This is a genomic window from Sorangium sp. So ce1014 (assembly GCF_051521505.1).
Classification (GTDB): Bacteria; Myxococcota_A; Polyangia; order Polyangiales; family Polyangiaceae; genus Sorangium.
Genome location: NZ_CP150356.1, coordinates 11303844 through 11330698, shown reverse-complemented (window position 1 = coordinate 11330698; position 26855 = coordinate 11303844). Strand labels below are relative to the sequence as shown.

Sequence of the window (26855 nt, the reverse complement as noted above, 5' to 3'; positions counted from 1 at the left end):
ATGCATCGTGCGACAGCCGCCTCGCATGCGACCTGCCGTAGCCATGCGAGCTCTCGTTGCGTGCGTGCTCGCCTTCTCGCTGCTCTGGAGCGAGCCCGGGCGAGCTGCGCCGATCGAGCCGCGCGCCGACGTGGAGCTGTTCACGCGCAAGGGGTGCCCTCGCTGCGACGAGGCCAAGCGCTTCCTGACCGAGATCGAGGGCCGGCGGTCCGGTCTGCGCACGATCGTCGCGGATGTCGTCGAGGACCGCGCGGCGCTCGACCGGCTGAGGGCGATCGCCGAGGCGCAGTCGACCGCTGCCCTGAGCGTCCCTGCGTTCTATGTGCGCGGGGTGCTCGTCGTCGGGTACGCGGGGCGCGACGTGACGGGCCGGCGCATCGAGGCGCTGCTCGACAGCGCACCGCCGCCGCCCGCCGCGTCGGGCGAGCCTGCTGCCTCGTGCCCTCTCGCGCCGGAGCAGCCGCCGTGCCCGGCCGATGGCCCCGCGCCGCGCGCGGGGGTCGTCGACGTGCCCGTCCTCGGGCGGCTGGACGCCCGCGATCTTGGCCTGCCGGCGTTCACCGTCCTGCTGGGGCTCGTGGACGGCTTCAACCCGTGCGCCATGTGGGTGCTCCTGTTTCTCCTCTCCTTCCTCGCCACGCTGCGGAGCCGGTCGAAGATGCTGCTCATCGCCGGCGTGTTCGTGCTCGTGAGCGGCCTCGCCTATTTCGCCTTCATGGCTGCCTGGCTGAACTTTTTTCTCCTGGTCGGCGCCTCGCGTGCCGTGCGGATCGCGCTGGGGGTCATCGCCGTGCTCGCCGGTTCGGTCCACATCAAGGACTTCTTCGCGTGGAAGCGGGGCGTGTCGCTCAGCATCCCCGAGTCGGTGAAGCCTGGGATCTACGCGAGGATGCGGGCCGTCGTCAGGGCGGAGAACCTGCCTTCCGCGCTGGCCGCCGCGGTCGTCCTCGCCGTCATGGTCAACGTCGTCGAGCTGCTCTGCACCGCGGGCCTGCCGGCCCTCTACACCCAGATCCTCGCCGAGGCGGGCCTCCCCGCGTGGAAGCACTATGCCTATCTCGGGCTCTACAACGTGGCCTACATGGCGGACGACATGGTGATGGTCGGCGTCGCGGTGGCGACGCTGAGCCGCCGCAAGCTCCAGGAGAAGGAGGGACGGTGGCTCAAGTTGCTGAGCGGGGCGATCATGGTGCTGCTCGGTCTCCTCCTGCTGCTCAAGCCCGACTGGCTGGCCACCTGATCGCCGCGGCGGGCACGGCCGTTGAAGTTGGTCCCTCGTCGACAGCCTCCGGGTTGAGTTTCAACTCTCCCGGGAGGCTCTCGACAGCCTCCGGGTTGAGTTTCAACTCTCCCGGGGGGCTCTCGACAGCCTCCGGGTTGAGTTTCAACTCTCCCGGGGGGCTCTCGACAGCCTCCGGGTTGAGTTTCAACTCTCCCGGGAGGCTCCCGGCAGCCTCCGACCGGCGGCCCGAGCCGAGCCGCACCGCCAGAGCGATCACTCACCCGGCTGGGTCGCTGTACTTGCTCCTCCCCTCGCCCCAGGTCGACTCATCAACGTGCTCGTATACGGCCTCTACGAGCTTCGCGTAGACCTCATCGCTGTAGGTTCCTCGGGGTAGCGCCTCGAGCACGCGCTTGATCGTCACTTTCACGGCCGCCCGCGCGCGCTGACTCTTTCGCCAATCGATCACGAGCTTCGGCGCGAGCTTCTTCGGCAGCTCGCGCGCGAGCTGCTTCACGGCCTCATGCTCCTTCGCGTCGAGCTTCAGGTCTGGCGGGAGAAGAAGCTCGTGCAGCGCGAGCTCCTCCTGGCTCAGCGCCTCGGCGCTGCTGCGTTGCTCCTCGGGCTCGACCTTGTTCTTCATGAACGCGAGGAGATCCTTGAAGAACTGCTCCGTGTTGCGGGCGCCGTCGTTGTACTCGGCGATGAGCTCCTCGAGCTGCGCGCGCAGGTTCCCGCGCGTCGGGTTCAGGCGGACGAGCGTGTCGACCAGCCCGCGGCCGAGCGACCGGTCGACGAAGTAGGTGAACGGCTCACGCAGCTTCACGCATCTCGCACCGGATCGCGTCCTCGATCTTCTCGATCTCGACGCCGTAGTCCTTCGCGAGAAGCCGCACGGACTCGCCGGCCCGGTAGCGCTCGGTGACGATGCGGGCTTCGATCCCGGTGCCGGCGAGCACCGGCTGCCCGAAGCCGCGCCGCGGGTCGACCACAATCGTCTTCGGCTGGCTGCCTATCCCCGTGCTTCGGACCCAGGGGTACAGCCGCGCGGCACGCGGGACCGGGTATGCCGGAAGCTCCTCCGGGGCCTGGCCGTCGTAGATGTCCACCTTCAGCGCCACGGGGCTATTTACCATAGCGCGCGCCCCCCGGGGTGCGCAGCTCGGTTCGGGGGCGGCGCCACCCCGCGATGCCGCATGTCCCAGACCGTGTAATTACCAGGTCACCCCGTCTCAAGAAGTGCTTTTTGAACTGCTCTTCGTCGAGCTGGGCCAAAGGCATGGCATCATAGGAGATGCGACCGCGATTATCGAGTTCAGTCGTCCGCAAGGTAGCCACGTTTCCGTCAGAGGAGTGGTCTCTTGAACCGAAACGTGGGCCGAATGCGCTACTATCGACGATCTCGCTGAAGCGAACAATCTGTCAGCGTGATGGAGGGTCGTAGATTCTGCCGTGGTACGGCTCGATGACCTCGACGATCGGGCGCACGACCGAGTAGGGCGTGAAGTACGCGCCGCCCTTCCGCAGCGTGCGCGGCGCGAAGTTGCCGAGGAAGCACTCGTAGATGCGCCCGAAGACATCGCCCTCGACGTTCTCCGGGATGGTGCCGAAGATCTTGAGCAACTCCCTGAGCGTCTTCGCGTCGAAGCGGCCGTAGGTCTTCGGCAGGACCTCCTTCAGGTCCTCATTCTCCGCCTCGATGGCCTTCATCGCATCGTTGAGCGCCTTGCCGATGTCGGCCCCTCGCGGAGCTGGAGGAGGCGGCTGAAGCGGGCCTTCTCCGGGACGAGGAGGACCCCCGGCGTCTTGCCTCGGATCGAGCCGCGACGGGTGGTCCGCCGAGATCGCTCGGTCGGCACAGGTCCGAACGCGAGGAGGCCCGGACGCGGCTCGGTCGGGCGAGCACGGCGCCCCTGCCGTTCGGCGCTCGTGAGCCGAAGCGGACGGACAGGTAAAAAGGGCTACCCCAGAACGCCGAAAGCCCGCCGACCCATGGGGTCTCGGGCTTTCGAGCATCTGTCCCGGCCGCTTCTCGCAGCGGCCAGGGTTCCTCAATCATCTCGGGTGGGCCATGAAGGACTTGAACCTTCAGCCAATGGATTAAGAGTCCACTGCTCTACCAATTGAGCTAATGGCCCGGATGAGTTGTCAAACCGACGGATTCTGAAACAGTCCCGGGATCTGGCCGGATCGCTTGCGTCGTCCGTTGAGCCCGGTACGCCCGGCCTGATTCGAACAGGCGACTTTCGGATTCGAAGTCCGACGCTCTATCCAGCTGAGCTACGGGCGCTCCTGCGCGCCCCTCGGCGAGGCACGCGGAACGCTTCTAACCGCACCGGAGCCGTTGTGTCAAGGCGATGAAGCGACATGACGCGCAATTCTCAGGCCGCCGTCCCTGATGAGCCTGGACGGACGCTTCCATGAGCTCGCCCTCGCGGCGCGGCACACCTCCACCTGCCGCAACCGGCCGAGCGCCCCTCGCGGCCACGCCTTCCGCCTCGCCTCGCCTTCCGCCGCGCCTCGCCTCACCAGCGGCGGCTGCGCGGCCGCGAAAGAATTTCTCTGCCCGCCGCGCCGCGGGTAGGGTCCGCCCCCGTCATGCCGTTGCTTCGCCCGCTCTCTCGCCGCTGCTTCGCGTCCCGGGGTCCTGTCGCCGCGCTCCTGCTCGCGCTCGCGCTCTCGGTCGCGACGCCGGCCCTGGGCGCCCCGGCGAGCGCGCAGGTCGCCTCGGCGGAGCAGCAGCCGGACGAGCGCCCGCAGGGCAAGCGCTCCGCCGCGCGGCGGAGCTCGGCCGGCGACGAAGGCGGAGCGCGGGCGGCACGGAGCGCCGGGGCGATGGGGAAGGCCGCGGACCGCGCGAGCAAGAAGCGCGCGGCGAAGCGGGACGAGACCTCCCGCGCGGCGCGCGGCGGCACCGCCGCCGAGGCCGACGAGCGCAGGCTGCTGTCGAAGGGGGCGCCCAACCGGGGACGGTTGACCGGCGCGGTGCGGCTCCGGTCGTCGAGGCACCTCAAGACGCGCGAGGGCGCCAGGACCTGGGGGCTGCCCGTGCTCGTCAAGGCCCTGCGCCGCGCCGCCTTCCAGGTGGCCAAGAAGCACGGCGACTCCGCGCTGCTCGTCGGAGATCTCTCGGCCAGGACAGGGGGCCCGCTCGACGGGCACAACTCCCACCAGACGGGGCGCGACGTCGACGTCGGGTTCTACGTCGTGAACTCGAAGGGCAGGACGCTGCGCACCGACCGGTTCGTGGCGTTCGACGACAGGGGCAACGCCATCGGCCTCCCCGGGGCGCGGTTCGACGACAAGCGCAACTGGGCGCTCGTCGAGGCGCTGCTCCAGGACCGGCAGGCAAGGGTCAAGTACCTGTTCGTGACCGACGCGCTGAAGGCGCGGCTGCTCGCCTACGCCACGAAGAAGCGCGTCCCGGCGGAGCTCCGGACCCGGGCCGCCGCCGCGATGATGAGCCCCAGGGACGCCGATCTGCACAACGACCACTTCCACATCCGCGTGATGTGCCCCCCGTCGATGCGCGCCGCCTGCGTCGAGGAGTCGCTCGCCCGCCCCGCGTGCGCCGCCGACGAAGCGAAGAAGCCGCTCGACGCCAGCGCGCCCGCCGCGTCCGCGCTGTCAGCGGGCGCCGCCGACGCGCCCGCCGCGTCCGCGCTGTCAGCGGGCGCCGCCGACGCGCCCGCCGCGTCCGCGCTGTCAGCGGGCGCCGCCGCCGCGGACGACGCCCCCCGCTGACGCCCGGCCGCGCTCAGGCCGCCGGCACGGCCCCGGGCGGCGCCGCGCCGTCCGCGAGCTCCACCACGACCGGCGCGTGATCGGAAGGGCGCTGGAGCTCCCGCGGGCGCGTGTCGATCGACACATCGGTGCATCGGGCGGCGAGCGGCCGCGTCAGCAGCGCGAGGTCGATCCGGAGGCCCTTGTTGCGCCGGAACGCGCCCATCCGGTAATCCCACCAGCTGTACGCCGCCTTGGCGGGGTGACAGGCGCGGAACGCGTCCACGAGCCCCCACTCCATCAGGCGGCCCAGCGCCGCCCGCTCGTCCGGATGGAAGAGCACCTGCCCCTCCCACTTCTTCGGCTCGGCGACGTCGATGGCCTCGGGCGCCACGTTGAAGTCGCCGCAGATCAGGAGCTCCTGATCGGGCCGGTAGCTCGCCTCGAGCTCGCGCCGGAGCCGCTCCAGCCACGCGAGCTTGTAGGCGAACGCCGGCGTCCCCACCGCCTGCCCGTTGGGCACGTAGACATTGATGATCCGGATCCCCTCGACCGTGGCCGACAGCATCCGCCGGGCGACGTCTTCCTCGTCGCCGTCGAGGCCCTTCTTCACGTCGTCCACCGACAGGCCGAAGCGCGCGGCGATCGCGACGCCGTTGTAGGACTTCTGGCCGAAGATGACGGACCGGTAGCCCACCTCGGAGAGCGCGGCCTCGGGGAAGCTGCCGTCCTCGACCTTCGTCTCCTGCATGCAGACGACATCGGGCGCGGCACGGACCAGCCAGCTCGTGAGCTGCTCGAGCCGCGTGCGGATGGAGTTCACATTCCAGGACGCGATGCGCATGGGTCCCCTCACCGATAATGGATGGACAGCAGGACGGAAAGCCTGGATCCGGGGGCGCGCGCTCCGCTCACCGGGGACAGGGGAGCGCAGGTCACAGGGCCGCCCGGATCACGTCGAAGAGGCCGTCCGGATCGTCGACGTGGAGCCAGTGACCGGCGCGCGGGAGGACGTCGACCGACAGCCAGGGCGCGCGCGCCGCGAGCGCCTCGAAGCGGGCGCGCGACGCCGGCGAGACCGACGCCGACCTGCCGCCGAGGACGACATGGATGCGCCGCGCCTCGACCCCCGGGCCGGCCGGCGCCGGCGGATCCTCCAGGACGTGCCACAGATCGCGGGCGAAGTAGTCGGTGAGCAGCTCGTTCAAAACGTCGAGGTCGAGCCGGATGCGAAAGCCGTCGCCTTCGCGGCGGACGTTCATCGCCAGCCACTCGGCGATGCCGCGGCTCAACCCGGCGGCCTGCACCGCCTCCAGGAACGCCTCGCGCGACGCGATCGGCTGCGGGATCGCGCGGAGCAGCTCGAGCACGCCGGGGCTCTCCGAGCCGCTCTCGCCGGCGGGGCTGGCGCTCGGATCGACGTCGAGGAGGAAGCCGCGCTCCAGGCCCTCGGGCCGGCGCTCGAGGTAGGCGAGGGCCACCTTGCCGCCGAACGAGTGGCCCATGACGCCGCGGACATCGAGGCCGAGGCGGTCGCCCAGCCGGAGCAGATCGTCGGCCGCCGCCGCGATGGTGTGCGGAGCAGGCGGGCTCTGCGACATGCCGTGGGCCCGCAGGTCGACAAGGATGAAGCCCCACGGCCGGGCCGCGGCGCCGGGCGCGCCGCCGGCGGTCTGCGCGTCGGCGAGGCGCCGGACGAAGGTGCGCCAGTTGGCGCCGGAGCCGAAGATGCCGTGCAGCACGAGCATCCAGCGGACAGGCGCCGCGGAGGGCGCGGTGACGAGGGCGTGGTGGGGCACGAAGGCGGCGTGGGCGTTCATGGCTCTCCGGGCGGCGCGAGCGCGCGGCCTGCGCCTAGCGCTAGCATGGCCCCATGGTCAAGAAGCCCTCCATCGCGCCGGTGAGCGCGGACGCCGCGGAGGACCAGGTCGTCCAGCCGCCGAGGCCCGAGCGCTTTCACGGATCGACGCTCGCCGGGGCCGACTTCGACGACGTCGACCTGCGCGGCGCACGCCTCCACAACGTCGCCCTCACGAGGGCCGAGCTCGACGACGTCGACCTGCGCGGCGCACGCTTCCACAATGTCGCGCTCACGAAGGCCGAGCTCGACGATGTCGACCTGCGCGGCGCTCGCCTCCACAACGCCGCGCTCACGGCGGCCGAGCTCGACGACGTCGACCTGCGCGGCGCACGCCTCCACAACGTCGCCCTCGCGAAGGCCGAGCTCGATGACGTCGACCTGCGCGGCGCGCGCCTCGACAACACCGACGCCGCGGAGACCCGGTGGTCCGGCGCGAGCCTGCGCGGCGCTCGGATCGAGGCGTCGGACCTCCGCGACGTCACGATCGCCGGCTGCACGATCGAGGGGCTCACCATCGACGGCGTGCGGATCGATCGCCTGCTCGAGGACGCGAAGCGCCGAGCGAGCGCGGGCTTGGCGCCGAAGGCAACCGCGAAGAAAGCGCTTCCGGGGAGGAAGAAGTCGAAGCGCCCCGCTCCCACGAAGTGAGAGGGGGCGCGCGCCCGCGCCGTGACCGCGGCCGGGCTACGCCTCGATGAGCCCGGTGCGGACCGCGATGCGGGTCAGCTCGACCGCGCTCTTGCACCCGAGCTTCGCGTAGATGCGCACGCGGTGGGTCTCCACCGTCTTCGGGCTGATCGTGAGCCGCGCGGCCGTCTCGCGCGTCGACACGCCGGCCGCGAGCAGCCGGAGCACCTGGCGCTCGCGCGGCGTCAGCGCGTCGAGGCCGCCGGAGCCCTCGCTCGCCGGCTTGCGCATCGCCCGCACGACCGCGCCCGCGATGCTCGAGGACAGCGGCGCACCGCCGGTCGCGATCCGGCGGATGCCCTCGATGACCTCCTCGAGCTTCGACGTCTTCACGAGGTATCCCTGCGCCCCGGCGCGCAGCGCCTCGGCGACACGGAACTCGTCGTCGTAGCCGCTCAGCACGAGCAGCTTCGCCTGCGGCAGCTGCGCTCTCAGCGCCCCGAGCAGCTCGATGCCGTCCCGGTCGGGGATGTTGAGATCGACAAGCACCACGTCCGGCTTGCAGCTCGCCGTTTCGCGCAAGGCGTCGGCTGCTGTCCCGGCCTGGCCCACGACGACCATGTCGGGCTCGTCCGAGAGCGCTCGAGCGAAGCCCTCGCGGACGACCGGGTGATCGTCGATCAGATAAATGTGCAGCTTGCTAGCAGGGGTTTCCGCCATGATGACCACAGGGGGATTGGAGTGTCCTTCGGGCCACAATTCGATACCCGCAAGCAGTCCAAGTCAAGCTGCTCGGGTCGTCCTGGGAGGAACCTTACAGGGGTATCAGGTGCTCAACGATCTGCAAGCAACGGCGCGGCGGCAAGCCCAATTGATAAGGAAAACTCCGTCCTGAGCGAGTTTCGGAGCTCAGTGGAGATCTGCGGCGTGGGAAGCGCCACAACGCGACGCCGCGGCATGCCCCATGCCGTCGCGGCGGCCGTCTGGTATCCTTTGCGGGTCTCATGCGCCGAAAAGGCCAGCGATCGAGAGGAATTGGATGAGCTCGCCGGGCCCTTCTCCATGCCTGGCCGGCGCCGCGCCGCTCGCACGCGCGGAGATCTTCGTCGTTGACGACGACCCCGCGCTTGTCGAATCGCTGATGGACCTGCTCTCCGACGAGGGCTACCGCGTTCAGGGGTTCACGCGACCGCTGGAGGCGCTCGATCGTCTCACCCGCGGCGCCCGGCCGCGCGCCGTGCTGCTCGACTACGTGATGCCCGAGATGACCGGCGAGGAGTTCCTCGCCGCGCTCGCCGCGGCGGGCGTCGAGGTGCCCGTCCTCCTGCTCTCCGGGGTGAGCGAGCCCAGCATCCACGGCGCCGTGGCCGGCGTGCTCGCGAAGCCGTTCGACGTCGACCGGCTCCTCGTCGTGCTCGCTCGGCTGACCGGCGCCGTGCAGCGCTAGCCCACCGCCGCCGCGCCCCCCCCCTGCTCCCGGCCTGCACAGGCGCGGCGGCACGCTCCTCGCGTACCGTGGCCCCCGGGAGAAGCCGGGATGTCGTCGCTCCTAGACAGCGCCGCCGGGCCGCCTGCCCTCGCGCGAGGCGGGCCGGGCAGCCCCGGCCCCGCGAGCGCGCCGGCGGCCGCGACCCGGATGCCGGCCGAGCTGCACCACCGCTTCCGCTTCATCGCGCTCGACGCGGGCCTCCTCCCGGAGGCGGCCGACGCGGCCGCGGCGCTGCTCGCGCTGGGGGCGCGCGTGGCGCTCCTCGCCCGCGAGGGCGTGCCCCACCTCGCGCGGCGGCTCGAGCGCGTCGTGCGGCCGGAGAACCGCAGGCGGCTCTTCGTCGGCGCGCTCGGGGGCGCGGAGCTCTACGGCTTCGATCGTCGCGGCGCCGCGGTCGCGCTCGTCGACAGGGCGGAGCCGCACGGGCGCTCCGCGATCGCCGCGCTGCTCGCGCAGGGGATCGCGCCGCTCCGTATCGCGCGGCACGACTGGCTCGCGATCTCGCCGGACCCGGGCGGGGGCGCGCCGGCCGCGGACGCCCGCGGGCTGCGCGACGCGCCCGAGCTCGCCGGCGCGATCCACGCGACGGCGGGCGCGCAGCGGCTCGGCGAGATCCTCGCGCTCCAGCGCGAGCTCGACCGGGAGCTCGGCCCGCTCGCGGCGCCGCGCGACGCCGCGTGGTCCATCGAGGAGCCGGGGTTCGACGTGGCGCGCGAGCACGAGATCGAGTCGCTGCTCGCGATCGCCAACGGCTATCTCGGCTCGCGCGCGTCGCTCCCGGAGGGCTCGCGCGTGTCGCGGCCGGCGACGTTCATCGCGGGCGCGTTCGAGCCCTCGGCCGACGTGAGCCGCGTCCCGGAGCTCGTGATCGCCCCCGACTGGGGCCGGCTGAGCGTCGTCATCGAAGGCGAGTCGTTCTCCGCGGAGACGAGCGGCGTGCTGCACCACCTTCGCGCCCTCGACCTGCGGCGCGGCGTGCTGCTGCGCGAGTGCCTGCGGCGCGGCGAGGCGGGGCACCTCACGCACCTGCACACGCTCCACGCGGCGTCGCTCGCGGACCGCCACGTCCTCGTCGAGGCGCTCAGCGTCGCCCCCCTGAACTTCACCGGGACGATCCGCGTCGACGCGATCCTGAGCGGCGACGTGAAGAGCGCGAGCGGCGCGGCGCACTGGGAGCGCTTCGCGGCGGACGCGAGCGCGGACAGCCTGCTCCTCGTCGGGCACACGCGCGGCGGGCTCGAGACCGCGATGACCTCGCACCTGCGCGTGCTCCCGGGGCAGGCCGCCGAGGGCTCGCCCCCGCCCGAGGCCGGCGAGGGCGCGCGCTGCGAGCGCACCGAGGGCGCGCGCTCCATCGCCGAGCGCTGCGACATCGGCGTCCGCGTCGCCGAGCCGCGCCGCCTCTTCCGGACGACGACGCTGCACACGTCGCGCGACACGCCCGCGCCGCGCGAGGCGGGCGAGGCGCTCCAGGCGGAGCTCTCGCGGCGCGCCATGGACGACGTGCTCGGCGAGCACACCCGCGCGTGGGCAGAGCGCTGGCGCCGCGCCGACGTCGAGATCGACGGCGCTCCGAAGATCGAGCGGGCGCTCCGGTTCGCCCTGTACCACCTCATCGGCGCCGCGAACCCGGACGACCCGCGCTGCTCCATCGGCGCCCGCGGGCTCAGCGGGGAGGCGTACCGCGGCCACGTCTTCTGGGACACCGAGACCTTCCTCGTCCCCTTCTACACGCACTGCTACCCCGAGGCCGCGCGCGCGCTGCTGCTGTACAGGCACCGCACCCTCGCGGGCGCGCGCCGCAAGGCGAAGGCGCTCGGCTACGAGGGCGCCCTCTACGCGTGGGAGTCGGCGGACACGGGCGACGAGACGACGCCGCCGCTCGTCGTCACGCCGTTCGGCGAGGTGACCCGGGTGCTCTCCGGCGAGCAGGAGCACCACATCAGCGCCGACGTCGCGTACGCGGCGCACGCCTACGGCCGCGCGACCGGCGATCTCGACTTCGAGCGCGGCGAGGGGGCCGAGATCCTCATCGAGACGGCGCGCTTCTGGGCGAGCCGCGCCGAGATCGGGGCGGACGGCCTCGCCCACATCCGGCGGGTCATCGGGCCGGACGAGTACCACGAGGCCGTCGACGACAACGCGTTCACGAACTGGATGGCGCGGTACAACCTGCGCGCCGCCGCGGACGTCGTCCGGCGCGGCGTCGCGGGGGGCGACGTGCTCGCGCGGCTCGACCTCCGGCCCGAGGAGGTCGATCGCTTTCGCGACGTCGCGGATCGCCTGGTCCTCGGGATCGACCCGGACACGGGCCTGATCGAGCAGTTCGCGGGCTACTTCCGCCTCGAGCCGTTCTCGATCGCCGACTACGCCGTGCGCAGCGCGCCGATCGACGTGCTGCTCGGGCGCGAGCGGACGCAGGCCTGCCAGGTGGTGAAGCAGGCGGACGTCGTGCAGCTCCTCGCGCTGCTCTGGAGCGCGGTGCCCGCGGGCGCTCGGCGCGACAACTTCCTCTACTACGAGCCGCGCACCGCCCACGGGAGCTCGCTGAGCCCGGGCATGCACGCGCTCGTCGCCGCCCGGCTCGATCTCCACGCGCACGCCGAGCGCTACTTCGACCAGACCGCCGACATCGACCTCGGCAACACGATGGGCAACGCCGCGGGGGGCGTGCACATCGCCGCGATGGGCAGCCTCTGGCAGGCGGTCGCGTTCGGCGTCGCCGGCGTCACGCGGGTGCCGCGGAGCGCGCTCGCACAGCGGCTCCCTCACGCGCCGCCCAGCGCGGGCGAGGACGAGGCGATCGGCATCGAGCCGCACCTGCTGCCGGGCTGGCGGCACCTCAAGATCCCGATCTTCTGGCGAGGGCGCGCGCTCGAGATCCACGTGGAGGACGACGCGGTGGAGGTCGCGCTCGAGGGGAGCGCGCCGCTGCCGATCGGACTGCTCGACGGGGGCGCGCCCGCCGCGGCCGTGCTGGCCGAGCCGGGGCGCCGCTACGCCGCGCGGCGGATCGGCGGCCGGTTCCAGCCCTGGGAGGAGGTCACGTCATGCTGAGCGCTGTGCGCGATGGGTCCCCCGGCGAACGCGGGGCGCTGTCCGGGCCGGCCGCCGGGGCCGAGCCGTCGATCGGGGCGCGCGAGGGAGGCGACGAGGCCTCGCCGGAGAGCGGCGCGCGGAGCAAGGACGTGCTCGTCGCGCTCCACGGCCGCCGCGCCCACCTCGGCGCCCTCGGGCTCGGGCGGATCATCGCCGGCGCGTTCCACGCGCCGCTGCACGGGCTCCTCGTCTGCTCCGAGCCGATCGACGCGAGCGAGGTGCCCGCCCACCTCGGGGTCGCCCCGGAGGCGCTGCAGGGCGTGGTGCTGCGCGTCGCGGCGAGCGAGGATCCGCCGGGCGCGCTCGCGTCGGCGGTGAGGGGCCGAGGGGCCTCGATCGTCGTGGTGGCCTCCGAGCCGGAGGAGCTCCTGGACGAGCGCCTAGGCGTCGGCCGGCTCGCCGCGCGCGCGCTGGAGGCCGCCTCCTGCGGGGTCGTCGTCATCGGCCAGGCGACCCGGCCGCCGTCGCGGCTGGAGCGCATCCTCTTGCCGCTCGACGGGACCCCCAGCACGGCCGCCTCCATCACCCCCGCCGGAGAGCTCGCCCGCAGGCTCGGCGCCGAGCTCGACATCGTGATGGTCGGCTGCGCCTCGCCGCGGAAGGAGGCCGACGACGACGCGCCACCCGTCTCGGCGCCGGCGCCCTCCGAGCCGGGCGCGATGGTGGCGCCCCTGTACGTCGACCAGCCCCACCATGAGTGGCCCGCGTTCACCGAGGAGTTCCTGGGCCGGTTCCTGAGCGCGATCGGCCACTGCCCCCACGACGTCGCCACGCGGTTCTTCCTCGGCAAGGGCGAGCCGGCGGCCGAGATCCTGCGGTTCGCCGGCCAGCTGGCGAGCGATCTCGTGGTGCTTGTCTGGCACGGGCAGCTCGAGGATCACCACGGCGGGGTCTTCCGCGACGTGCTCTGCGGCGCTCCCTGCCCGGTGATGGTCCTGCGGCGGTAGAGCGCGCTCCCCGCGTGGGCTCCGGCGCGCTCGCCGGCGCGGATCGGCGCGGATCGGCGCGCCGGCGCCCCGCCGGTCGGGCGCCACGCCAACGAGCGGCGAAAGGCGCTATCGTGCGCCGCCATGGTCTCCCGGAAGCTGCCCGCCAGCGAGTGCCGCAAGATCGTCGAGCCCGAGGGCTTCCGCTTCTCCTCGACGGAGGAGGTCGCGCCGCTGTCGGCGGGCATCGGCTCGCAGGAGCGCGCCCTCGCCGCGCTCGCCTTCGGCCTCGACATCCGCCAGCCCCGCTTCCACGTCGTCGTCGTGGGCGCGCCCGGCACGGGCCGCACGTTCTGCGCGCGCGCCGTCGCGAAGCGCATCGCCGCGAGCCGCCCCACGCCCGACGACATCCTCCTCTTGCCGAACCCCCACCGCCCGAGCGAGCCGACGGTCCTGTCGCTCCCCCCGGGCGAGGGGCGCCCCTTCGTCGAGGCGATGGAGGAGCTCCACGAGAAGCTCGTCGACGCCCTGCGCGGCGCGACCGAGGGCGAGCGCTTCAAGCAGGCGCGCGGCAAGATCCAGCGCCGGGTCAACGCGGAGGAGCGGCGGCTCGAGGAGCAGCTCAAGTCCGCGGCGCGCGAGCTCGGCCTCGACCTCGTCCGCGGCGACGACGAGGTGCAGATCACCTCGATCCAGGACGCCTCGACCTCGCCCGACAGCGAGGCCCTGCTCGCCATCGCCGGCTCCATCGAGGAGTTCGAGATGCGGCTCGCCACGGTGCAGGACGAGGCCGACGTCGAGCTGCGCGGCGTCGTGAAGCAGCTGCTCAGCGACGGCGTGAAGGGCTGCTTCCAGCCGGTGCGCGCGCGCTTCGAGGGGCGCGACGACATCAGCGCCTTCCTCGCGGACGTCGAGACGGTCGTGTCGAAGGAGTTCCGCCTGCTCGTCGACGAGGCGCGCGGCGAGGAGGGCGGCGGCACCCTGCCGCGCGGCGTGGTCGTCCCGACGCTGCTCACCGAGCACACGCCCGACTCCGGCGCCCCAGTCGTGGAGGTCCCCTACCCCACGCTGAGCGCCCTCTTCGGCCGCACCCACGCGCCGCCCGACTCCGGCTTCCCGCCGGAGCCCGGCTTCGCCGTCGCGGGCGCGCTCCACGAGGCGGCCGGCGGCTTCCTCATCCTGCCCGCGGGCGCGCTGCTCAAGAACGAGGCGCTCTACGAGCAGCTCAAGGCCTGCCTCCTCGCCGGCAAGTTCATCGTGCCCGAGCACAACCCGTCGTACTTCCGCGGCACCTCGGAGGAGCTGCTCTTCCCCCCGATCCCGATCGACGTGAAGGTCGTCCTCGTCACGAACCCGCAGCTCTACCAGGACCTGCACGACGCCGATCCGGAGTTCTCGCAGCTCTTCAAGGTGCAGGCGCGCTTCGAGACGACGATCTCGCTCGATCAGGCGCTGCTCACCTACCCCGCGTTCCTCGCCGGCTTCGCGCACGATCGCGGCCTGCCGCCGATCACGGCCGACGGCGTGACCGCGCTCCTCTTCCACGGCGGCCGGCTCGCGGAGAGCCAGACCAAGGTGAGCGCGCAGCTCGGGATCATCGCCGAGGTCGCGACCGAGGCCGGCTACCGGGCCCAGCGCCGCGGCCGCAAGGTCGTCGACGGCCCCGAGGTCAACGAGGCGCTCGAGTCGGCCCGCCGCCGCGGCAGCCATTTCCGCGACCACGTGCACGAGATGCTCTCCGACGGGACGATCCGCATCGACGTGACCGGCCGGCGCGTCGGGCAGGTCAACGCGATCTCGGTCCTGTCGGACGGCCCGCAGACGTTCGGCCGCCCCTGCCGGGTGACGGCGGTCGTCTACCCGGGCCGCGAGGGCCCGGTGAACATCGCGCGCGAGGTCGAGATGTCCGGCCCGCTCCACAGCAAGGGCGTGCTCGTCCTCACGGGCTTCCTCGCGGACCGGTTCGCCCAGCGCCGCCCGCTGTCGTTCGGCGCCTCGCTCGTCTTCGAGCAGACCTACGAGCCGATCGAGGGCGACAGCGCCTCATCGAGCGAGCTGTACGCGCTCCTGTCGGCGCTCTCCGGCGTCCCGATCCGGCAGGAGCTCGCCGCGACGGGCAGCATCGACCAGCAGGGGAGCATCCAGCCCGTCGGCGGCATCAACGAGAAGATCGAGGCCTTCTTCGATCTGTGCGCCGCCAAGGGCCTGACGGGCGACCAGGGCGTGCTGATCCCGAGCGCCAACCGCGACGCGCTCATGCTGCGGGGCGACGTCGTCACGGCGATCGAGGCTGGCCGCTTCCACGTGTTCGAGGTGAGCTCGGTCGAGGAGGGCATCGAGATCATCACCGGCGTCCCGGCGGGCGTCGCCGACGCGGACGGGAGGTATCCGGACGGGACCGTATTCCACGCGGCGGACCAGCGGCTGGAGCGCTTCCACCAGGCGATCGCCGACACGATGAGAGGGGGGCCGAGCGCGGATCCCAGGAGCATGCTCCGGGGTCGCTGAGGAGCGACCGATGGCCGCGAAGCGCACAGACCCGCTCCGCTTCCAGCGGCCCCCGGACGCGCCGTTCGAGCCCGCGCTCCACGAGATGCTGGCGTCGGCGCGGCGCCTCGATCCGGCCGCGGTCCGCCCCGACCAGGCCGCGCGCGCCGCCGGTCCGCCCGAGGAGCCCGCCGGATGATCGGGCTCATCGACGAGGGGTGACGGACTCGCGCGCTCCGGGCTCTCTCTCGCCGACCCCGCAGTTCAGCGCTTCATCCGAGGCGCCGGAGAGGCGATGAGCTCCGCCTCGCGCCGCGCATTCACGCCCTCGTCGAGGCAGACGCGGCGCCGTGAAGCCGCGATTCTCCAGAAGGCATCGAGTCGGCCGATTGGGCAACAAATTCAGTACATTGGACGACTGTCAATCACCATTTGCCTGATTCACCGTACAGAAACCTCCTTACGCTGCCTCCGGGCAGCCCAGCACGCCCGGGCGATCGGGTGGGCTCGTGGCTGGGATTCCGGTGGACCGTGGGGGGCGCAACGTTGCGAGCGGTTGGCGTCTGGTAGAAAAAGGATGCTGTACGCAAAGTGCATCGGGCCAGGTAGGCTTCTCGCGACGGCCGGGGGAGAGGGCATGCCAACCTGCACGGGTGGCCAATGAGGGTGGGGGCGCCGCGGGCGGGCATCGGCGGGTGCAGCACCGGTTCAGCCACGACCGCGCGGTCCGCCGTGGCGGCTGCCCTCGCTGACCGGAGCCTGCCTGGGAGGCTCCCATGATCCGCCCATCCGACAACCCGCCTCATCGCATCCTCATCGTGGACGACAGCCCCACGTACCTGCACCAGGTCGCGGCGGCGATGCGCGACGAGGGCTACGTCGCGGTGCTCGCCCACTCGGGGGAGGAGGCGCTCGCGCGGCTCACGGCGGCGCGCGTCGACGGCATCCTGCTCGACATGGTGATGCCGGGGCTGTCGGGTCCGGCCACGTGCCTCCGCATCAAGGCGAACGCCGCGTGGCGGTCGATCCCGCTCCTCATGCTCACCGGCCGGGACGACCACAAGGCGATCCTCGACGCCCTCTCGGCCGGCGCCGACGACTTCGTCACGAAGACGGGCGAGCTCACCGTGCTCAAGGCGCGCCTGCGCGCGCAGCTGCGCCGCAAGCTCTACGAGGACGAGAACCGCAGGATGCGCGAGCTCCTCCTGCGCCGGGAGATGGAGGCGGCCGAGGCGCGCGCCGACCGGCGCCTCAAGCAGAGCGAGGAGCGGTTCCGCCTCATCGTCGAGGGCGTCCAGGACTACGCCATCTTCATGCTCGACCCCGCGGGCCGCATCGCCAGCTGGAACCCGGGCGCCGAGCGGATCAACGGCTACCGCGAAGACGAGATCCTCGGCCGTCATTGCTCGGTCCTCTTCCCGCCGGAGGACATCGAGCTCGGCAGGCCCGCCGCGGAGCTCGAGTGCACGGTGGAGACCGGCCGCTCGGTCCAGGAGGGCTACCGCGTCCGCAAGGACGGCACGCGCTACTGGGCGAACGAGGTGATCAGCGTCCTCTTCGACGAGGCCGGGCGCCTGCGCGGCTTCGCGAAGGTCACCCGCGACGTGACCGAGCGCCGCCGGGTCCACGAGGCGCAGCGCATCCTCGTCTCGGCCGGGCAGATCCTCGGCGAGTCGCTGGACTTCGAGGAGACGCTGCGGCGCGTGGTCCGCGTCGCGCTCCCTGATTTCGCCCAGATCTGCGTGCTCCTCCTGCAGGACGAGTCCGGCGCGCACGAGCGGCAGGTGACCGCCCACGCGGATCCCTCGATGGCGGCGGCGACCGAGCTCCTCGGCAAGCTCACGGCCGACTCCGCCGGGCGCGGCATCGGCAAGGTCCTGCGCACGGCGCAGCCGGAGCTCACCCCCCGGGTGACCGACTCGTTCGTCCGCGCGATCTCCTTCGATCAGGCGCACTACGAGGCGCTGCGCTCGCTCTCGCTCGCCTCGCACCTCACGGTCCCGCTGACCGCGCGCGGCCGGACGCTCGGCACGCTCTCGTTCGCCTCGACGCACCGGCGCTACGACGCCGTCGACCTCGATCTCGCGCAGGATCTCGCGCGGCGCGCGGCCCTGGCCGTCGACAACGCCCGGCTCTACCGCGAGGCGAAGCTCGCCGTGCGCGCGCGCGACGATTTTCTCACGATCGCGTCCCACGAGCTCCGCACGCCGCTCACGCCCATGCAGCTGCAGGTCGACGGCCTGCTGCGCGCCGGCAAGCGCGGCGATCTCACCGCCGAGCGCGCGACGCCGCGGCTCGAGATGATCAAGCGGCAGGTCGAGCGGCTCGCCCGGCTCATCACGAACCTGCTCGACATCTCGCGCATCTCCGCGGGCCGCCTGCAGATCGAGCTGGAGGACGTCGATCTGGCGGCCACGGTGAACGACGTGCTGGATCGGTTCCGCGACGAGCTCGCCGCCGCGGGCTGCCCGGTCGACCTGTCGGCCTCCGCCTCGATCGTCGGCCGGTGGGACCGCCTGCGCCTCGATCAGATCGTCACGAACCTCCTCTCGAACGCCATCAAGTACGGCGCCGGCAAGCCCATCGACGTCGCGGTCTGGGACCTCGGGGATCGCGCCCGCCTGGTGGTGCGGGATCGCGGCATCGGCATCGCGCCGGACCAGCAGGCCCGCATCTTCGAGCGCTTCGAGCGCGCCGTCTCCAGCGAGAACTACAGCGGCTTCGGCATGGGGCTGTGGATCGTGCGGCAGATCGCCGACGCGCTCGGGGCGACGATCGAGGTCGACAGCCGCCCGGGCGAGGGGGCGACGTTCACCGTCGACCTGCCGAAGGCGCTCGCCTGACGCGTCCGCGCCGGGCGCGCTACAGCGCCCGCCGCACCCGGCGGCGCTGCTCGATCATGTGCTGCGTGATCTGCTGCCTGCCCTCGGCGCGCTCGACAAGCGTCCACACGTTGTCGCCGCGCTCCCTGCCCGCGCAGTCGAGGAGCGCGTCGGCCGCCTGCTCGGCGGGGATGAGCCCGTCGGGCCGCCCCGGGAGCTCCACCACGGCGACGCGCGTGCAGAGCCCGCCCATCGTCGCGAGCATCCCGCGCACGACCTCGCGGAAGATCGCCTCGTCGAACGCGTCGCGCCGGCCGGCGCCGAACAGGACGAGCTTGTCGAAGGCCATGCGCGGCTTGCACGGGATCATCACGACCTCGCCGAGCTCGCAGGTGATCAGGCCCTGCCGCCTCAGCTCCGAGAGCCGGCCGCCGAGCCGCCAGTCGCAGAGGCCGGCCACGCCGTGGGCGGGCAGCGCGTCGCTGAAGGGGGCGCACGCGAGCACCTCGGAGTCGAGCTCGTCGAGGCTCTGCAGGTCGGGGGAGATGAACCGGAGCTCCACGCGGATCAGACGCTGATGGCGCCCTTGCGGAAGTCGCTCTTCGCGATCTTCACGTTGACGCACGCGGGCTTGCCGCACCGGAACGCCTCGTCCAGCGCGGGCCCGAGCTCCTCGATGCGCTCGACCCAGGCGCCGAAGCCGCCGAGCGCCTCCACCACGCGGTCGTACCGGGTGAAGTCGAGCGACGTCGCGGGCGCGCGGCCCTCGCCGTAGATCTCGACCTGCCCGCGCCGGATCTGCGTCCAGGCCGCGTCGTTCCCGATCACGCTCACGACGGGGATCCCCTGGCGCACCATCGCCTCGAACTCGAGCGCGTGGAACCCGAACGAGCCGTCGCCGTACACGAGCACCACGTTGGCCTCGGGGCGCGCGAGCTTGGCCGCCATCGCGTAGCCCGGTCCGACCCCGAGGGTCCCGAGCGGGCCTGGGTCCATCCAGAGCTGCGGCCACTCGAGCTTCAGCACGTTCGCGGCCGTGGCGACGAAGTCCCCGCCGTCGCCGATGACGATGTCGTCCTTGCCGAGCCGCTTGCCGATCTCCGCGCAGACGCGCAGCGGGTTCGGCGGATCGCCGTCGCTCGCGATCTCGGCCAGCATCTTCGCGCGCGACCGCTCCTCGGCCTCGCGCACGGCCGAGAGCCACGGCTCGGCCGACTTCTCGGTCACCTCCGCGAGCAGCTGCTCCAGCACGACGCCGCTGTCCCCGTCGATCCCGACGTCCACGCGGCGGTTCCTGCCGAGCTCGCTGCCGTCGAGATCGATCTGGACGACCTTCGCGGCCGGGCCGACCGCGCGGCCGTACTCGAGCCGGAAGTCGAAGGGGGTGCCGAGCACCACGCAGAGATCGGTCTGCGAGAGCGCGAAGCGGCGCGAGCGGCTCATCAGCCCCGGGTGGGCGTGGGGCAGCGCGCCGCGGGCCATGCCGTTCAGGTAGAAGGGCGCCTTCACGGCGTCGGCGAAGCGGCGCAGCGCGTCCCGCCGCGGCGACCAGCGGAGCTGGCTCCCGACGATGAACATGGGCCGCTCGGCTTCCCTCAGCAGGGTCGCGGCGCGCGCGACGGCGGCCGGGTCGCCGCCGGGCCGGGCCGGGGCCATGGGCGCGGTGGCCGGCGCCTCGTCGCCTGCGAAGCCCATCAGGAGGTCGAGCGGCATCTCGAGGAAGACCGGGCCTGGCACGTTCGCCTGGGCGACGCGGAAGGCCGAGTCGACGTACTCCTGGATGCGGTCGGTCGAGGGGACGGCGGCGCTCCACTTCGAGATGGGGCGCATCAGCTCGACGTGGTTCATGTCCTGCAGCGAGCCCATGTCGGCGAGGGCGCGCGGTCCGGCGCCGCCGATCACCACCATCGGGATCCCCGCGCGCTGCGCGTTGGCGACGGCCGTCACCACGTCCGTGACGCCCGGTCCCGCGGTGACCGCGCACACCCCTGGCCTCCCGGTGACCCGCGCGTACCCGTCCGCGGCGTGGCCTGCCGTCTGCTCGTGCCGCACGTCGACGACGCGGATGCCGTCGTCCAGGCACCCGTCATAGATCGCCTGGATGTGTCCGCCGCACAGGGTGAAGAGGTGGGTCACCCCGTGCCTCGCGAGCGCCTTCGAGACGAGCTTGCCGCCGTGCACCTGCGCCATGGGGCCGGCATATACCATGTGCGCCCCAGCGTCCTCCCGGCGAGCGGGCCGTTCTCGAGGCGCCGCGCGACCGCCGGCGCCGCGCGCCGGGCAAGCCGCCTCACCGGCCGGGGCGCTCGCCTTCCCGGGACGACCCAGGCGGCGTCCCGGGACCGACCCTGGCGGCCGCGCGTGCGGCGCCGCTGCGTTCGGAGCTCCACCCCGCGTCGGCGCCGGCGGGTCGCGCCCACCGCGGGGGTGCCCGCCTCTGAAACGGCACGAGCGGAGGTGAGGAGAAGGCTCGGTGTTCTTCCCAACCTCCCGATCTCCTTAGAGCGTGCTCCGGGGCCAGCGCACCCCCCTCTCGGCGCGCGCGCCGCCTCCCCGGCCCGTGAAACCACGCTGTCCGCGGACCGGGTCGTCCATGCCGCACCCGTGGAATACCCCGCTTGCAGCGGACAGCGCTGTAAAAATCCAGCAACGCTACAGGGTCGACTCCGCCCCTGCCTGCGAGATTGTCGTCCACCCGGCGCGACCGGCGCCATGGTGTCCGCTGCCCGGCGCTGTTCTCTCCGGGCGATGAAATGATATAGTTGGGGTCTTATTGCAGCTGCCAGCTCGACACCGCTATCTCTCTCGACCTCTCCCCGGTGCCCCTGCCCTGCAACCGCCGGCCTGGGGGGACGGCTCCGGACGTTTCGGACGGGGATCGCCCCACGGCTCGTCTCCGGCGCCCGCGCTCCCCGCAACCTGGTGGAAACATTCGCTCCCCGCAACATGGTGGAAACATTCGGGCGTGGGCCGAGCCCGCATGCGAGCATCTGTGAGCAAGTTAACCGGTTCATCCGCCGAGGGCTCAACGAGCGCATGGTGGTTGATGAGAAGGAGCATGTCCTCCTGGCCGCCCCGAGCGCGGCGCGCGGTCGTGAGCTCCGGACGCTCGACGAGGGCGGGCTGCCGCGGCAAGGAGGCGACCCGGGCACATGGCCGCGCTGGCGCGGCGCGCGCGCCGCATCACGATGACACGCGATCTCCTTTACGTATGCGCGCCAACCTCCTTGAGGTGCGGCAACCTCGGCGGGCTCGAGGCGCCGTCGCGCCACGACGACCGTTTCGCCGGGGTGATGGGTGTGATGGGTGAATGCAAGCCATCGTGTGCGACGCTCTCGCGGACGCTGGCTTCACAGCCTACGTCCCGAGCGGCGTCTGCTACGTGCACGCCGACTTCATCCGTCCGGGTGTGCCTGAGCCACCGGGATGGACTCCGTCCTCGGCACATCATTTCATCGACGCGCGATCGGCCAGGGCATCACGCGCTGAAGATGGGCCAACTTTCTCGGCGAATTTGCGCGCCGGGCGCGCGTGGGCAGCAGTGCGCTGGGTCCTTCCTTCTCGCAGCGTCCATTTCAAATATCCTGCTCTCACAGAACGTTATCCAATACACCAAACGGACGCGTGACTGCTTACATGAGCTGGCGACCTTGTTGTTTTCTATTTCGGGAAAGCTCTGTATCGGTTATGCGGGATAAGAGGACGCGCAATAGCGCTTCGCTGGAGTAGCATCTTCCTATGTCGGAGCCCCCTAGTAGCAGCAGTCAGTTGATCCGGATTCCCATCGTGCTGGCGCTCGACTGCAGCCCCGGTTTTCTGGCCCGTTGCCGCAGGGTTGCGGCGCGGGCTCGTTTCCTTGTCCGCTCCTGCGAGGCGGCGTCGGCGTGGGGGATGGCGGTCCGCCTCCGCCCGCAGGCGATCGTCCTGCCGAGCCACCTGCACGACCGCGCGCCGCGGACGTTCGAGCTGCTCGCGGAGGACGCGGGAGCGCGCCTTGTCGTCGTGGAGTCCGAGCAGCTGCCCGCGGGCGAGCTGGAGGGGCACATCACCCACGCGATCGGCGAGGCGACGCGCGCCCGAGGCGCGTAGCCGGACGGCAGCCGCCGCCGGTCTCGGCCGCCGAGGGCCTCAGTCCATGCGGACACCCGCGGTGAAGTGGAAGCCCCAGGTGTGGTCGAGCGGCGGGCCGAGCTCCTCGTCGAAGGGCAGCAGCAGCCCCGTTCGGACGAACGCGGTCTTGCGCTCCATCGCGAGGAACGGCTCGAGGGCGAGGACGTAGAGATTGCGCGCGACGGCGTGCCGGATGTCCACGTTGTCGAACGTGACCAGCGCCATGCCTTGCACGCGCACGCCGCCGCCGATCCCATGGCCGATCTGGAGCTCGGCGGCGTGCTGGATGGCGACCTCGTACTCGTCGTTGCGGCCGAGCGGGATGTAGAGCACCGGCTCGATCTGGGCGCGCGCGATCAGCGGGCCGACGTGGGCCTCGGCGCCGAGGCGCGCGTGGATCGGGAGGATGCTCGGGAAGTATTCGTGGAGGTCCCAGTAGGCCCGGCTCGCGCCGACCGGCTCGTAGCTGTCGTGGTCGTGGGTCTGGCCCGAGAGCGTCGCCAGCCCGACAGCGCCGCCCACCGTGAGCCAGAGCGTCCGGCCGACGCGGCCGACGTGGTGGGCACCGAGCATCACGTTGCCGAGCACGGCGTCGGTCCGCTCATCCATTGCGAGCCCGAAGGGGACCCGGACGTCGAGGAACGTGTGCTCGGCGAACGGCACGCGGGCAAAGAGGGCGATCGCGAGCCCGGAGACGTCGTTGTCGCCGCCGGTGAACGACGAGGTCTCCACGCCGATCGCCCCGCGCCGGCCGCGCGGGACGCTCCCCCCGCCAAGCGCGCCGTCGGGGTCCGGCGCGGGAGCGGGCGGCGGCCCCAGCGCGGAGTCCGAGAGGGACGCGGACCAGATCTCCGTGCTGCGCTGCGGAGTTACCGCGGGCTCGGCCGGCGCCCCGACGGGCGGCTCGGCGCCCGCAGGCGGCTCGGCGCCCGCAGGTGGCTCGGCGCCTGCAGGCGGCTCGGCGCCCGCAGGTGGCTCGGCGCCTGCAGGCGGCTCGGAGCCCGCGGGCGGCTCGGAGCCCGCGGGCAGCTCGGCAGCTCCCGGCAAGGGCGGTGATCCCTCCGGCCCAGGTGCGGCCGCTGCCGGCGCCGGGCGCGTCGCCGGGCGAGGCGTCACGGGCTGCGCGACGGTCGGCGCGGCCGCGAGGGTCGTCGCCGCCAGCCAGGAAAGCGAGGACAAGACCAGGATTCGACGTTGCATCGTGTCTCCTTGGAGCGCGCATCCTATCGTCTCGGAAGGCGCGCGCGGTCGGCTGCGACGAGCGCCGCGCGCACGAAGCGCGGCCGCGCCCGGGCAGCCCGCCGCGACGCCGAGCCCGGGCGATGCTCCGAGAACGAGGCGAGCGCCGCGCGCACGCCGCCGTGCAGCGGCGGCCCGAGACGCGGCCGGGCTCCTTCGCGCGACGCTACAGCAGCGCCGAGAGCGCCGCCGCGAGCCGCTCGTACTGCGGCCTGTCGTTGTAGATCTGCGCCGAGATCCGCAGGAACCGCCGCGGGGACGCGGGCCAGGCGAACACCGGCACCTCGATCCCCCACCGCTCGAGGAGCGCGTCCTGGAGCGGGTCGAGGCGCAGCGGCGACGACGGCGCGTCGGGGAGCGGCACCGTCGCGAGCGCGCCGATCATCGCGTCAGGGCTCGGCGGCGGGCAGCCGAGCGCCCCGCAGAGCAGGTCGCGCGCGGCGAGCGCCGTCGCCCGGTTGTGCGCCCGCAGCGCGGGCCAGCCGCCGGGCAGGAGCGCTCCCATCGCGCGGATCGCGTCCGCGATGCAGAGGGCCGCGCTCGGATCCCAGGTGCCCGTCCAGTCGAACTCGAGCAGGAAGCGCGACCGGTCAGCGCGCGGCGAGTTGGCGCCGTGGCTGATGCAGAGCGGGCGAACCGAGCCCTGCCTGTCCCGCCGCACGTGGAGGAACGCCGCGCCCTTCGGCGCGCAGATCCACTTGTGGCAGTTGCCTGTGTAATAGGCCGCCCCGAGGGCGCGGAGGTCGAGCGGCAGCATGCCGGGCGCGTGCGCCCCGTCCACGAGGACGTCCACGCCGCGGCCAGCGAGCTCGGCGCACAGCGCGGCGACCGGGAACACGAGCCCGGTCGGGCTCGTCACGTGGTCGACCAGGACGAGCCGCGTCCGCGACCCCACCCGCGCGAGCACCGCCTCGACCACCCGCTCGGGCGCCTCGATCGGGAACGGCACCGGCGCCACCACGACGCGCGCCCCGGCGCGGGCCGCGACGGCCTCGATCGCGTTGCGGCAGGCGTTGTACCCGTGGTCGGTGACGCAGAGCTCGTCGTCGGGACCGAGCGAGAGCGACCGCAGCACCGTGTTGACCCCGACGGTCGCGTTGGGCACGAACGCGAGGTCGTCCGGGTCGGCGCCGACGAACGAGGCGAGCTCCCCGCGGGCCGCGTCGAGCAGCGGCTCGAGCTCGCGGAGGAAGAAGCGGACCGGCTCGCGCTCGAGCTGGTCGCGGTAGCGCTGCTGCGCCTCGAGCACCGCGCGCGGGCAGGCGCCGAACGAGCCATGGTTCAGGAAGGTGACGGCCGGGTCGAGCGGCCAGAGCTCACGCACGGCGCCGGCGCGCGACTCCGGGAAGGCGTTGGGGTTCATGGGGGGTCGAGTGCCCAGGGAGGTGAGATGTCGGACGGCCCGGGGCAATGTCGCGCGCGACCGCTCCCCTGTCGAGGGCCCACGCGAGGTGGATCAACATGGATCTATGGTGTACAGATCAATCAATGTTGATTGGTTGATCCACTGCGATCGGTTGACGGGATGCGCGCAGAGCTCGGTCAACCCATCCATGATGGACACCTCGACGGTCCATCATGGATGAGAGGGCGCGGGCGGCGCTTCGATCGCCGCTCAGCGGCCCGCCCAGACCGGAGAGGCGCTGTTCATCTGGAGGGCATCCATGCGCCGCGCCGCCGGCGGGGCCGCCGCGGCCGCGCGGGCGGTCTTTCGCGCGCTCGCCACCGCCGAGGCCGCGTCGGCGACGCGCGCCTTCTCCTTGGCCGACTGCGCGCGCGCCGCCTGCTGCCGGAGCCGATCCTCCGCCGCGGCGAGCTTCGCCTCGGCCGCGCCGAAATCGCCCGAGCTCACGTCCTGGGCCGCGTCGAGCTGCATCATGCCCGTCTCGATCACCGCGGCGAGGGTCTGGGTCCTCTCGTTCTCGTGCGCGGCGACCAGGGCCGCGTCGCTCGTCACGTCGTAGCGGGCCACCACCTCGTGCACGCGCGGGACGTTGCCGTTCTCGGGGTCGCGGAAGTGGAGCCGCACGCTCGCGAGCGGGTGGGAGCCGGCGGCCGGCGCGGTGACCCGCACCCGCACGAGCATCTCGCGGTGCTGCCCGCCGAACATCGTGCCAAGGAGCACCCGGATCGTGTCGCCGGACCGGTCGGTGCGCTCGCTCGGGACGCCGATCAGCTCCACGCCGGGCGCCGGGACGATCTCGACGAAGGCGCCCGTCGCCGCGGTCGTCTGGAGCAGGGCGAGCTCGCGCTCGAGGACGGAGGACATCTGACGCGCCTCGGTGAGGTGGTACAGCCGGCCGCTGGAGCCGATGGCGAGCGCGTTGAGCGTGCGCTCGTCGTAGTCGGCGCCCACCCCGATCGACGTGATCTGCACCCCGTGGGCGGCGCCGCGCTGGGCGAGCGCGCCGAGGATCTCAGGGGACGAGGGCCCGATGTTCGCCTGGCCGTCCGAGATGAGCACCACGCGCCGGACGGCGTGCGTCGACGGCGCCGCGGCCGCGTGCCGCTCCGCGAGCCGGAGGCCCTCGAAGAGGTTGGTGCTGCCCTCGGAGCCGAGCGCGGCGATGGCGCGCGCCACCGCGGGGCGCGTGGCGGGGCCGAGCACGGAGGGCGCCACGCGCTCCTGCGCGGCGTCGGCGAACGACGCGAGCGAGACCACATCGCCGTCGGGCAGCCGGTCGACGAACGCCTGCGCCGCGGCGCGGGCGTGGTCCATCTTCGCGCCCTGCATCGAGCCGGAGGCGTCGACGAGCAGCGCGACCGCGGCCGGCGCGCGCGCCCCGCGGCGGGCCGCCGGGACGTCGACCCACACCCCGAGCTGCGTCTCGCGCGTCCCCGGCAGCACGAAGTCGCTCGCGCCCGCGGCGCCGATCCAGACGCCCCGGCGCGCCTCGCCGGCCGCCTCCGACCGGGACGCCGGCGCCTCGACCGCCGCGGGCTCGGCCGCCACCGCCGCGGTGGGCCCGGCAGCCCCCGGCGCCGCGGCGGCTGCCGGCGCGCCCTCCAGCCGCGCCTCCATGCCCGGCGCGACCCCCGCGGCCGCGGCGCTCGTCCCCGGAGGCGCCGCCGCGCCGGCCGCGCAGCCCAGAGCCGCAAATCCCATCAGCAATCCCGCGAGCATCGTCCGCATCGAGAAGCTCCTTCCGCCGCAAGCCAAGGCGCCGCCCGCGGGGACTCGCGTCCTCCGCCGCGATCTCCTCGACCCCCGCAGCGCGCGACTTCTACGGACCTGGCCGAAAAAAGATCT

The 26855-nt window shown here is 72.8% G+C and carries 21 protein-coding genes and 2 tRNA genes; 10 read left to right on the top strand and 13 right to left on the bottom strand.

Annotated features, from left to right (window positions below):
* The first annotated feature begins 43 nt into the window (after positions 1 to 43).
* Positions 44 to 1240 carry a glutaredoxin domain-containing protein gene (locus WME75_RS42745; RefSeq protein WP_437483277.1) on the top strand — a complete coding sequence of 399 codons (1197 nt, stop codon included), beginning with the start codon at positions 44 to 46 and terminating at the stop codon, positions 1238 to 1240.
* Positions 1241 to 1499: 259 nt separating this feature from the next.
* Here WME75_RS42745 and WME75_RS42740 read toward each other — a convergent pair whose 3' ends face one another.
* The 5 genes from WME75_RS42740 to WME75_RS42720 form a co-directional block, all read right to left on the bottom strand.
* Positions 1500 to 2048 carry a type I restriction enzyme endonuclease domain-containing protein gene (locus WME75_RS42740; protein WP_437483274.1) on the bottom strand — a complete coding sequence of 183 codons (549 nt, stop codon included), beginning with the start codon at positions 2046 to 2048 and terminating at the stop codon, positions 1500 to 1502.
* On the bottom strand, positions 2035 to 2343 hold the full coding sequence (locus WME75_RS42735) for a DUF433 domain-containing protein (RefSeq protein ID WP_437483271.1): 309 nt from the start codon (positions 2341 to 2343) through the stop codon (positions 2035 to 2037). The genes WME75_RS42740 and WME75_RS42735 overlap by 14 nt, the downstream gene beginning before the upstream one ends.
* Positions 2344 to 2644: 301 nt before the next feature.
* A complete protein-coding gene (locus tag WME75_RS42730; RefSeq protein ID WP_437483268.1) occupies positions 2645 to 2932 on the bottom strand; it encodes an N-6 DNA methylase in 288 nt (95 codons plus the stop codon).
* Between the two features lie 355 nt (positions 2933 to 3287).
* Positions 3288 to 3360: transfer RNA gene (locus WME75_RS42725), tRNA-Lys, on the bottom strand.
* A 78-nt stretch (positions 3361 to 3438) separates the two neighbouring features.
* Positions 3439 to 3512: transfer RNA gene (locus tag WME75_RS42720), tRNA-Arg, on the bottom strand.
* 308 nt (positions 3513 to 3820) lie between these two features.
* Here WME75_RS42720 and WME75_RS42715 point away from each other — a divergent pair.
* Complete coding sequence (locus WME75_RS42715; RefSeq protein ID WP_437483266.1) at positions 3821 to 4966, top strand: penicillin-insensitive murein endopeptidase; 1146 nt, start codon at positions 3821 to 3823, stop codon at positions 4964 to 4966.
* A gap of 13 nt (positions 4967 to 4979) precedes the next feature.
* Here WME75_RS42715 and xth read toward each other — a convergent pair whose 3' ends face one another.
* Complete coding sequence (gene xth / locus WME75_RS42710; RefSeq protein WP_437483263.1) at positions 4980 to 5789, bottom strand: exodeoxyribonuclease III; 810 nt, start codon at positions 5787 to 5789, stop codon at positions 4980 to 4982.
* A 91-nt stretch (positions 5790 to 5880) separates the two neighbouring features.
* A complete protein-coding gene (locus WME75_RS42705) occupies positions 5881 to 6765 on the bottom strand; it encodes an alpha/beta fold hydrolase (RefSeq protein WP_437483260.1) in 885 nt (294 codons plus the stop codon).
* 53 nt (positions 6766 to 6818) lie between these two features.
* On the opposite strand from WME75_RS42705, the gene WME75_RS42700 reads away from it, so the two are divergent.
* Positions 6819 to 7454 carry a pentapeptide repeat-containing protein gene (locus WME75_RS42700; protein ID WP_437483257.1) on the top strand — a complete coding sequence of 212 codons (636 nt, stop codon included), beginning with the start codon at positions 6819 to 6821 and terminating at the stop codon, positions 7452 to 7454.
* Between the two features lie 36 nt (positions 7455 to 7490).
* On the opposite strand, the gene WME75_RS42695 is transcribed toward WME75_RS42700, so the two are convergent.
* On the bottom strand, positions 7491 to 8153 hold the full coding sequence (locus WME75_RS42695; RefSeq protein WP_044970202.1) for a response regulator: 663 nt from the start codon (positions 8151 to 8153) through the stop codon (positions 7491 to 7493).
* Between the two features lie 319 nt (positions 8154 to 8472).
* Here WME75_RS42695 and WME75_RS42690 point away from each other — a divergent pair, with 319 nt between their 5' ends.
* The 6 genes from WME75_RS42690 (at position 8473) to WME75_RS42665 (ending at position 18277) form a co-directional block, all read left to right on the top strand.
* Positions 8473 to 8880, top strand: coding sequence for a response regulator (locus WME75_RS42690; RefSeq protein ID WP_437483254.1), 408 nt, complete (start codon positions 8473 to 8475; stop codon positions 8878 to 8880).
* A 90-nt stretch (positions 8881 to 8970) separates the two neighbouring features.
* The gene (locus tag WME75_RS42685; protein WP_437483252.1) at positions 8971 to 11979 is read left to right on the top strand and encodes a glycoside hydrolase family 65 protein; all 3009 of its coding nucleotides are present in this window, start codon (positions 8971 to 8973) and stop codon (positions 11977 to 11979) included.
* Positions 11973 to 12968 carry a universal stress protein gene (locus tag WME75_RS42680; protein WP_437483249.1) on the top strand — a complete coding sequence of 332 codons (996 nt, stop codon included), beginning with the start codon at positions 11973 to 11975 and terminating at the stop codon, positions 12966 to 12968. Before WME75_RS42685 ends, WME75_RS42680 begins: the two co-directional genes overlap by 7 nt.
* Positions 12969 to 13091: 123 nt before the next feature.
* On the top strand, positions 13092 to 15455 hold the full coding sequence (locus tag WME75_RS42675; protein ID WP_437483247.1) for a Lon protease family protein: 2364 nt from the start codon (positions 13092 to 13094) through the stop codon (positions 15453 to 15455).
* Between the two features lie 10 nt (positions 15456 to 15465).
* The gene (locus WME75_RS42670; RefSeq protein ID WP_437483244.1) at positions 15466 to 15633 is read left to right on the top strand and encodes a hypothetical protein; all 168 of its coding nucleotides are present in this window, start codon (positions 15466 to 15468) and stop codon (positions 15631 to 15633) included.
* A 577-nt stretch (positions 15634 to 16210) separates the two neighbouring features.
* Positions 16211 to 18277, top strand: coding sequence for an ATP-binding protein (locus WME75_RS42665; RefSeq protein ID WP_437483242.1), 2067 nt, complete (start codon positions 16211 to 16213; stop codon positions 18275 to 18277).
* A gap of 19 nt (positions 18278 to 18296) precedes the next feature.
* Here WME75_RS42665 and WME75_RS42660 read toward each other — a convergent pair whose 3' ends face one another.
* Positions 18297 to 18818 carry a M17 family peptidase N-terminal domain-containing protein gene (locus tag WME75_RS42660; protein ID WP_437483239.1) on the bottom strand — a complete coding sequence of 174 codons (522 nt, stop codon included), beginning with the start codon at positions 18816 to 18818 and terminating at the stop codon, positions 18297 to 18299.
* Between the two features lie 5 nt (positions 18819 to 18823).
* Entirely contained in the window at positions 18824 to 20446 is a 1623-nt protein-coding gene (locus WME75_RS42655) for a thiamine pyrophosphate-binding protein (RefSeq protein ID WP_437483236.1), read from the bottom strand.
* Positions 20447 to 22024: 1578 nt separating this feature from the next.
* On the opposite strand from WME75_RS42655, the gene WME75_RS42650 reads away from it, so the two are divergent.
* Complete coding sequence (locus WME75_RS42650; RefSeq protein ID WP_437483233.1) at positions 22025 to 22345, top strand: hypothetical protein; 321 nt, start codon at positions 22025 to 22027, stop codon at positions 22343 to 22345.
* Between the two features lie 39 nt (positions 22346 to 22384).
* Here WME75_RS42650 and WME75_RS42645 read toward each other — a convergent pair whose 3' ends face one another.
* The 3 genes from WME75_RS42645 to WME75_RS42635 form a co-directional block, all read right to left on the bottom strand.
* The gene (locus WME75_RS42645) at positions 22385 to 23566 is read right to left on the bottom strand and encodes a hypothetical protein (protein ID WP_437483230.1); all 1182 of its coding nucleotides are present in this window, start codon (positions 23564 to 23566) and stop codon (positions 22385 to 22387) included.
* A gap of 205 nt (positions 23567 to 23771) precedes the next feature.
* Positions 23772 to 24968, bottom strand: coding sequence for an aminotransferase class V-fold PLP-dependent enzyme (locus WME75_RS42640; RefSeq protein WP_437483228.1), 1197 nt, complete (start codon positions 24966 to 24968; stop codon positions 23772 to 23774).
* 252 nt (positions 24969 to 25220) lie between these two features.
* On the bottom strand, positions 25221 to 26711 hold the full coding sequence (locus WME75_RS42635; protein ID WP_437483225.1) for a vWA domain-containing protein: 1491 nt from the start codon (positions 26709 to 26711) through the stop codon (positions 25221 to 25223).
* Positions 26712 to 26855 lie beyond the last annotated feature (144 nt).

What these genes read in the sequence shown, in the direction of transcription:
- WME75_RS42745 (WP_437483277.1), top strand. Translation starts at nt 44, where the DNA reads ATGCGAGCTCTCGTTGCGTGCGTGCTCGCCTTCTCGCTGCTCTGGAGC.
- WME75_RS42730 (WP_437483268.1), bottom strand. Translation starts at nt 2,932, where the DNA reads ATGAAGGCCATCGAGGCGGAGAATGAGGACCTGAAGGAGGTCCTGCCG.
- WME75_RS42715 (WP_437483266.1), top strand. Translation starts at nt 3,821, where the DNA reads ATGCCGTTGCTTCGCCCGCTCTCTCGCCGCTGCTTCGCGTCCCGGGGT.
- xth (WP_437483263.1), bottom strand. Translation starts at nt 5,789, where the DNA reads ATGCGCATCGCGTCCTGGAATGTGAACTCCATCCGCACGCGGCTCGAG.
- WME75_RS42705 (WP_437483260.1), bottom strand. Translation starts at nt 6,765, where the DNA reads ATGAACGCCCACGCCGCCTTCGTGCCCCACCACGCCCTCGTCACCGCG.
- WME75_RS42700 (WP_437483257.1), top strand. Translation starts at nt 6,819, where the DNA reads ATGGTCAAGAAGCCCTCCATCGCGCCGGTGAGCGCGGACGCCGCGGAG.
- WME75_RS42695 (WP_044970202.1), bottom strand. Translation starts at nt 8,153, where the DNA reads ATGGCGGAAACCCCTGCTAGCAAGCTGCACATTTATCTGATCGACGAT.
- WME75_RS42690 (WP_437483254.1), top strand. Translation starts at nt 8,473, where the DNA reads ATGAGCTCGCCGGGCCCTTCTCCATGCCTGGCCGGCGCCGCGCCGCTC.
- WME75_RS42685 (WP_437483252.1), top strand. Translation starts at nt 8,971, where the DNA reads ATGTCGTCGCTCCTAGACAGCGCCGCCGGGCCGCCTGCCCTCGCGCGA.
- WME75_RS42680 (WP_437483249.1), top strand. Translation starts at nt 11,973, where the DNA reads ATGCTGAGCGCTGTGCGCGATGGGTCCCCCGGCGAACGCGGGGCGCTG.
- WME75_RS42675 (WP_437483247.1), top strand. Translation starts at nt 13,092, where the DNA reads ATGGTCTCCCGGAAGCTGCCCGCCAGCGAGTGCCGCAAGATCGTCGAG.
- WME75_RS42670 (WP_437483244.1), top strand. Translation starts at nt 15,466, where the DNA reads ATGGCCGCGAAGCGCACAGACCCGCTCCGCTTCCAGCGGCCCCCGGAC.
- WME75_RS42665 (WP_437483242.1), top strand. Translation starts at nt 16,211, where the DNA reads ATGATCCGCCCATCCGACAACCCGCCTCATCGCATCCTCATCGTGGAC.
- WME75_RS42655 (WP_437483236.1), bottom strand. Translation starts at nt 20,446, where the DNA reads ATGGCGCAGGTGCACGGCGGCAAGCTCGTCTCGAAGGCGCTCGCGAGG.
- WME75_RS42645 (WP_437483230.1), bottom strand. Translation starts at nt 23,566, where the DNA reads ATGCAACGTCGAATCCTGGTCTTGTCCTCGCTTTCCTGGCTGGCGGCG.
- WME75_RS42640 (WP_437483228.1), bottom strand. Translation starts at nt 24,968, where the DNA reads ATGAACCCCAACGCCTTCCCGGAGTCGCGCGCCGGCGCCGTGCGTGAG.
- WME75_RS42635 (WP_437483225.1), bottom strand. Translation starts at nt 26,711, where the DNA reads ATGGGATTTGCGGCTCTGGGCTGCGCGGCCGGCGCGGCGGCGCCTCCG.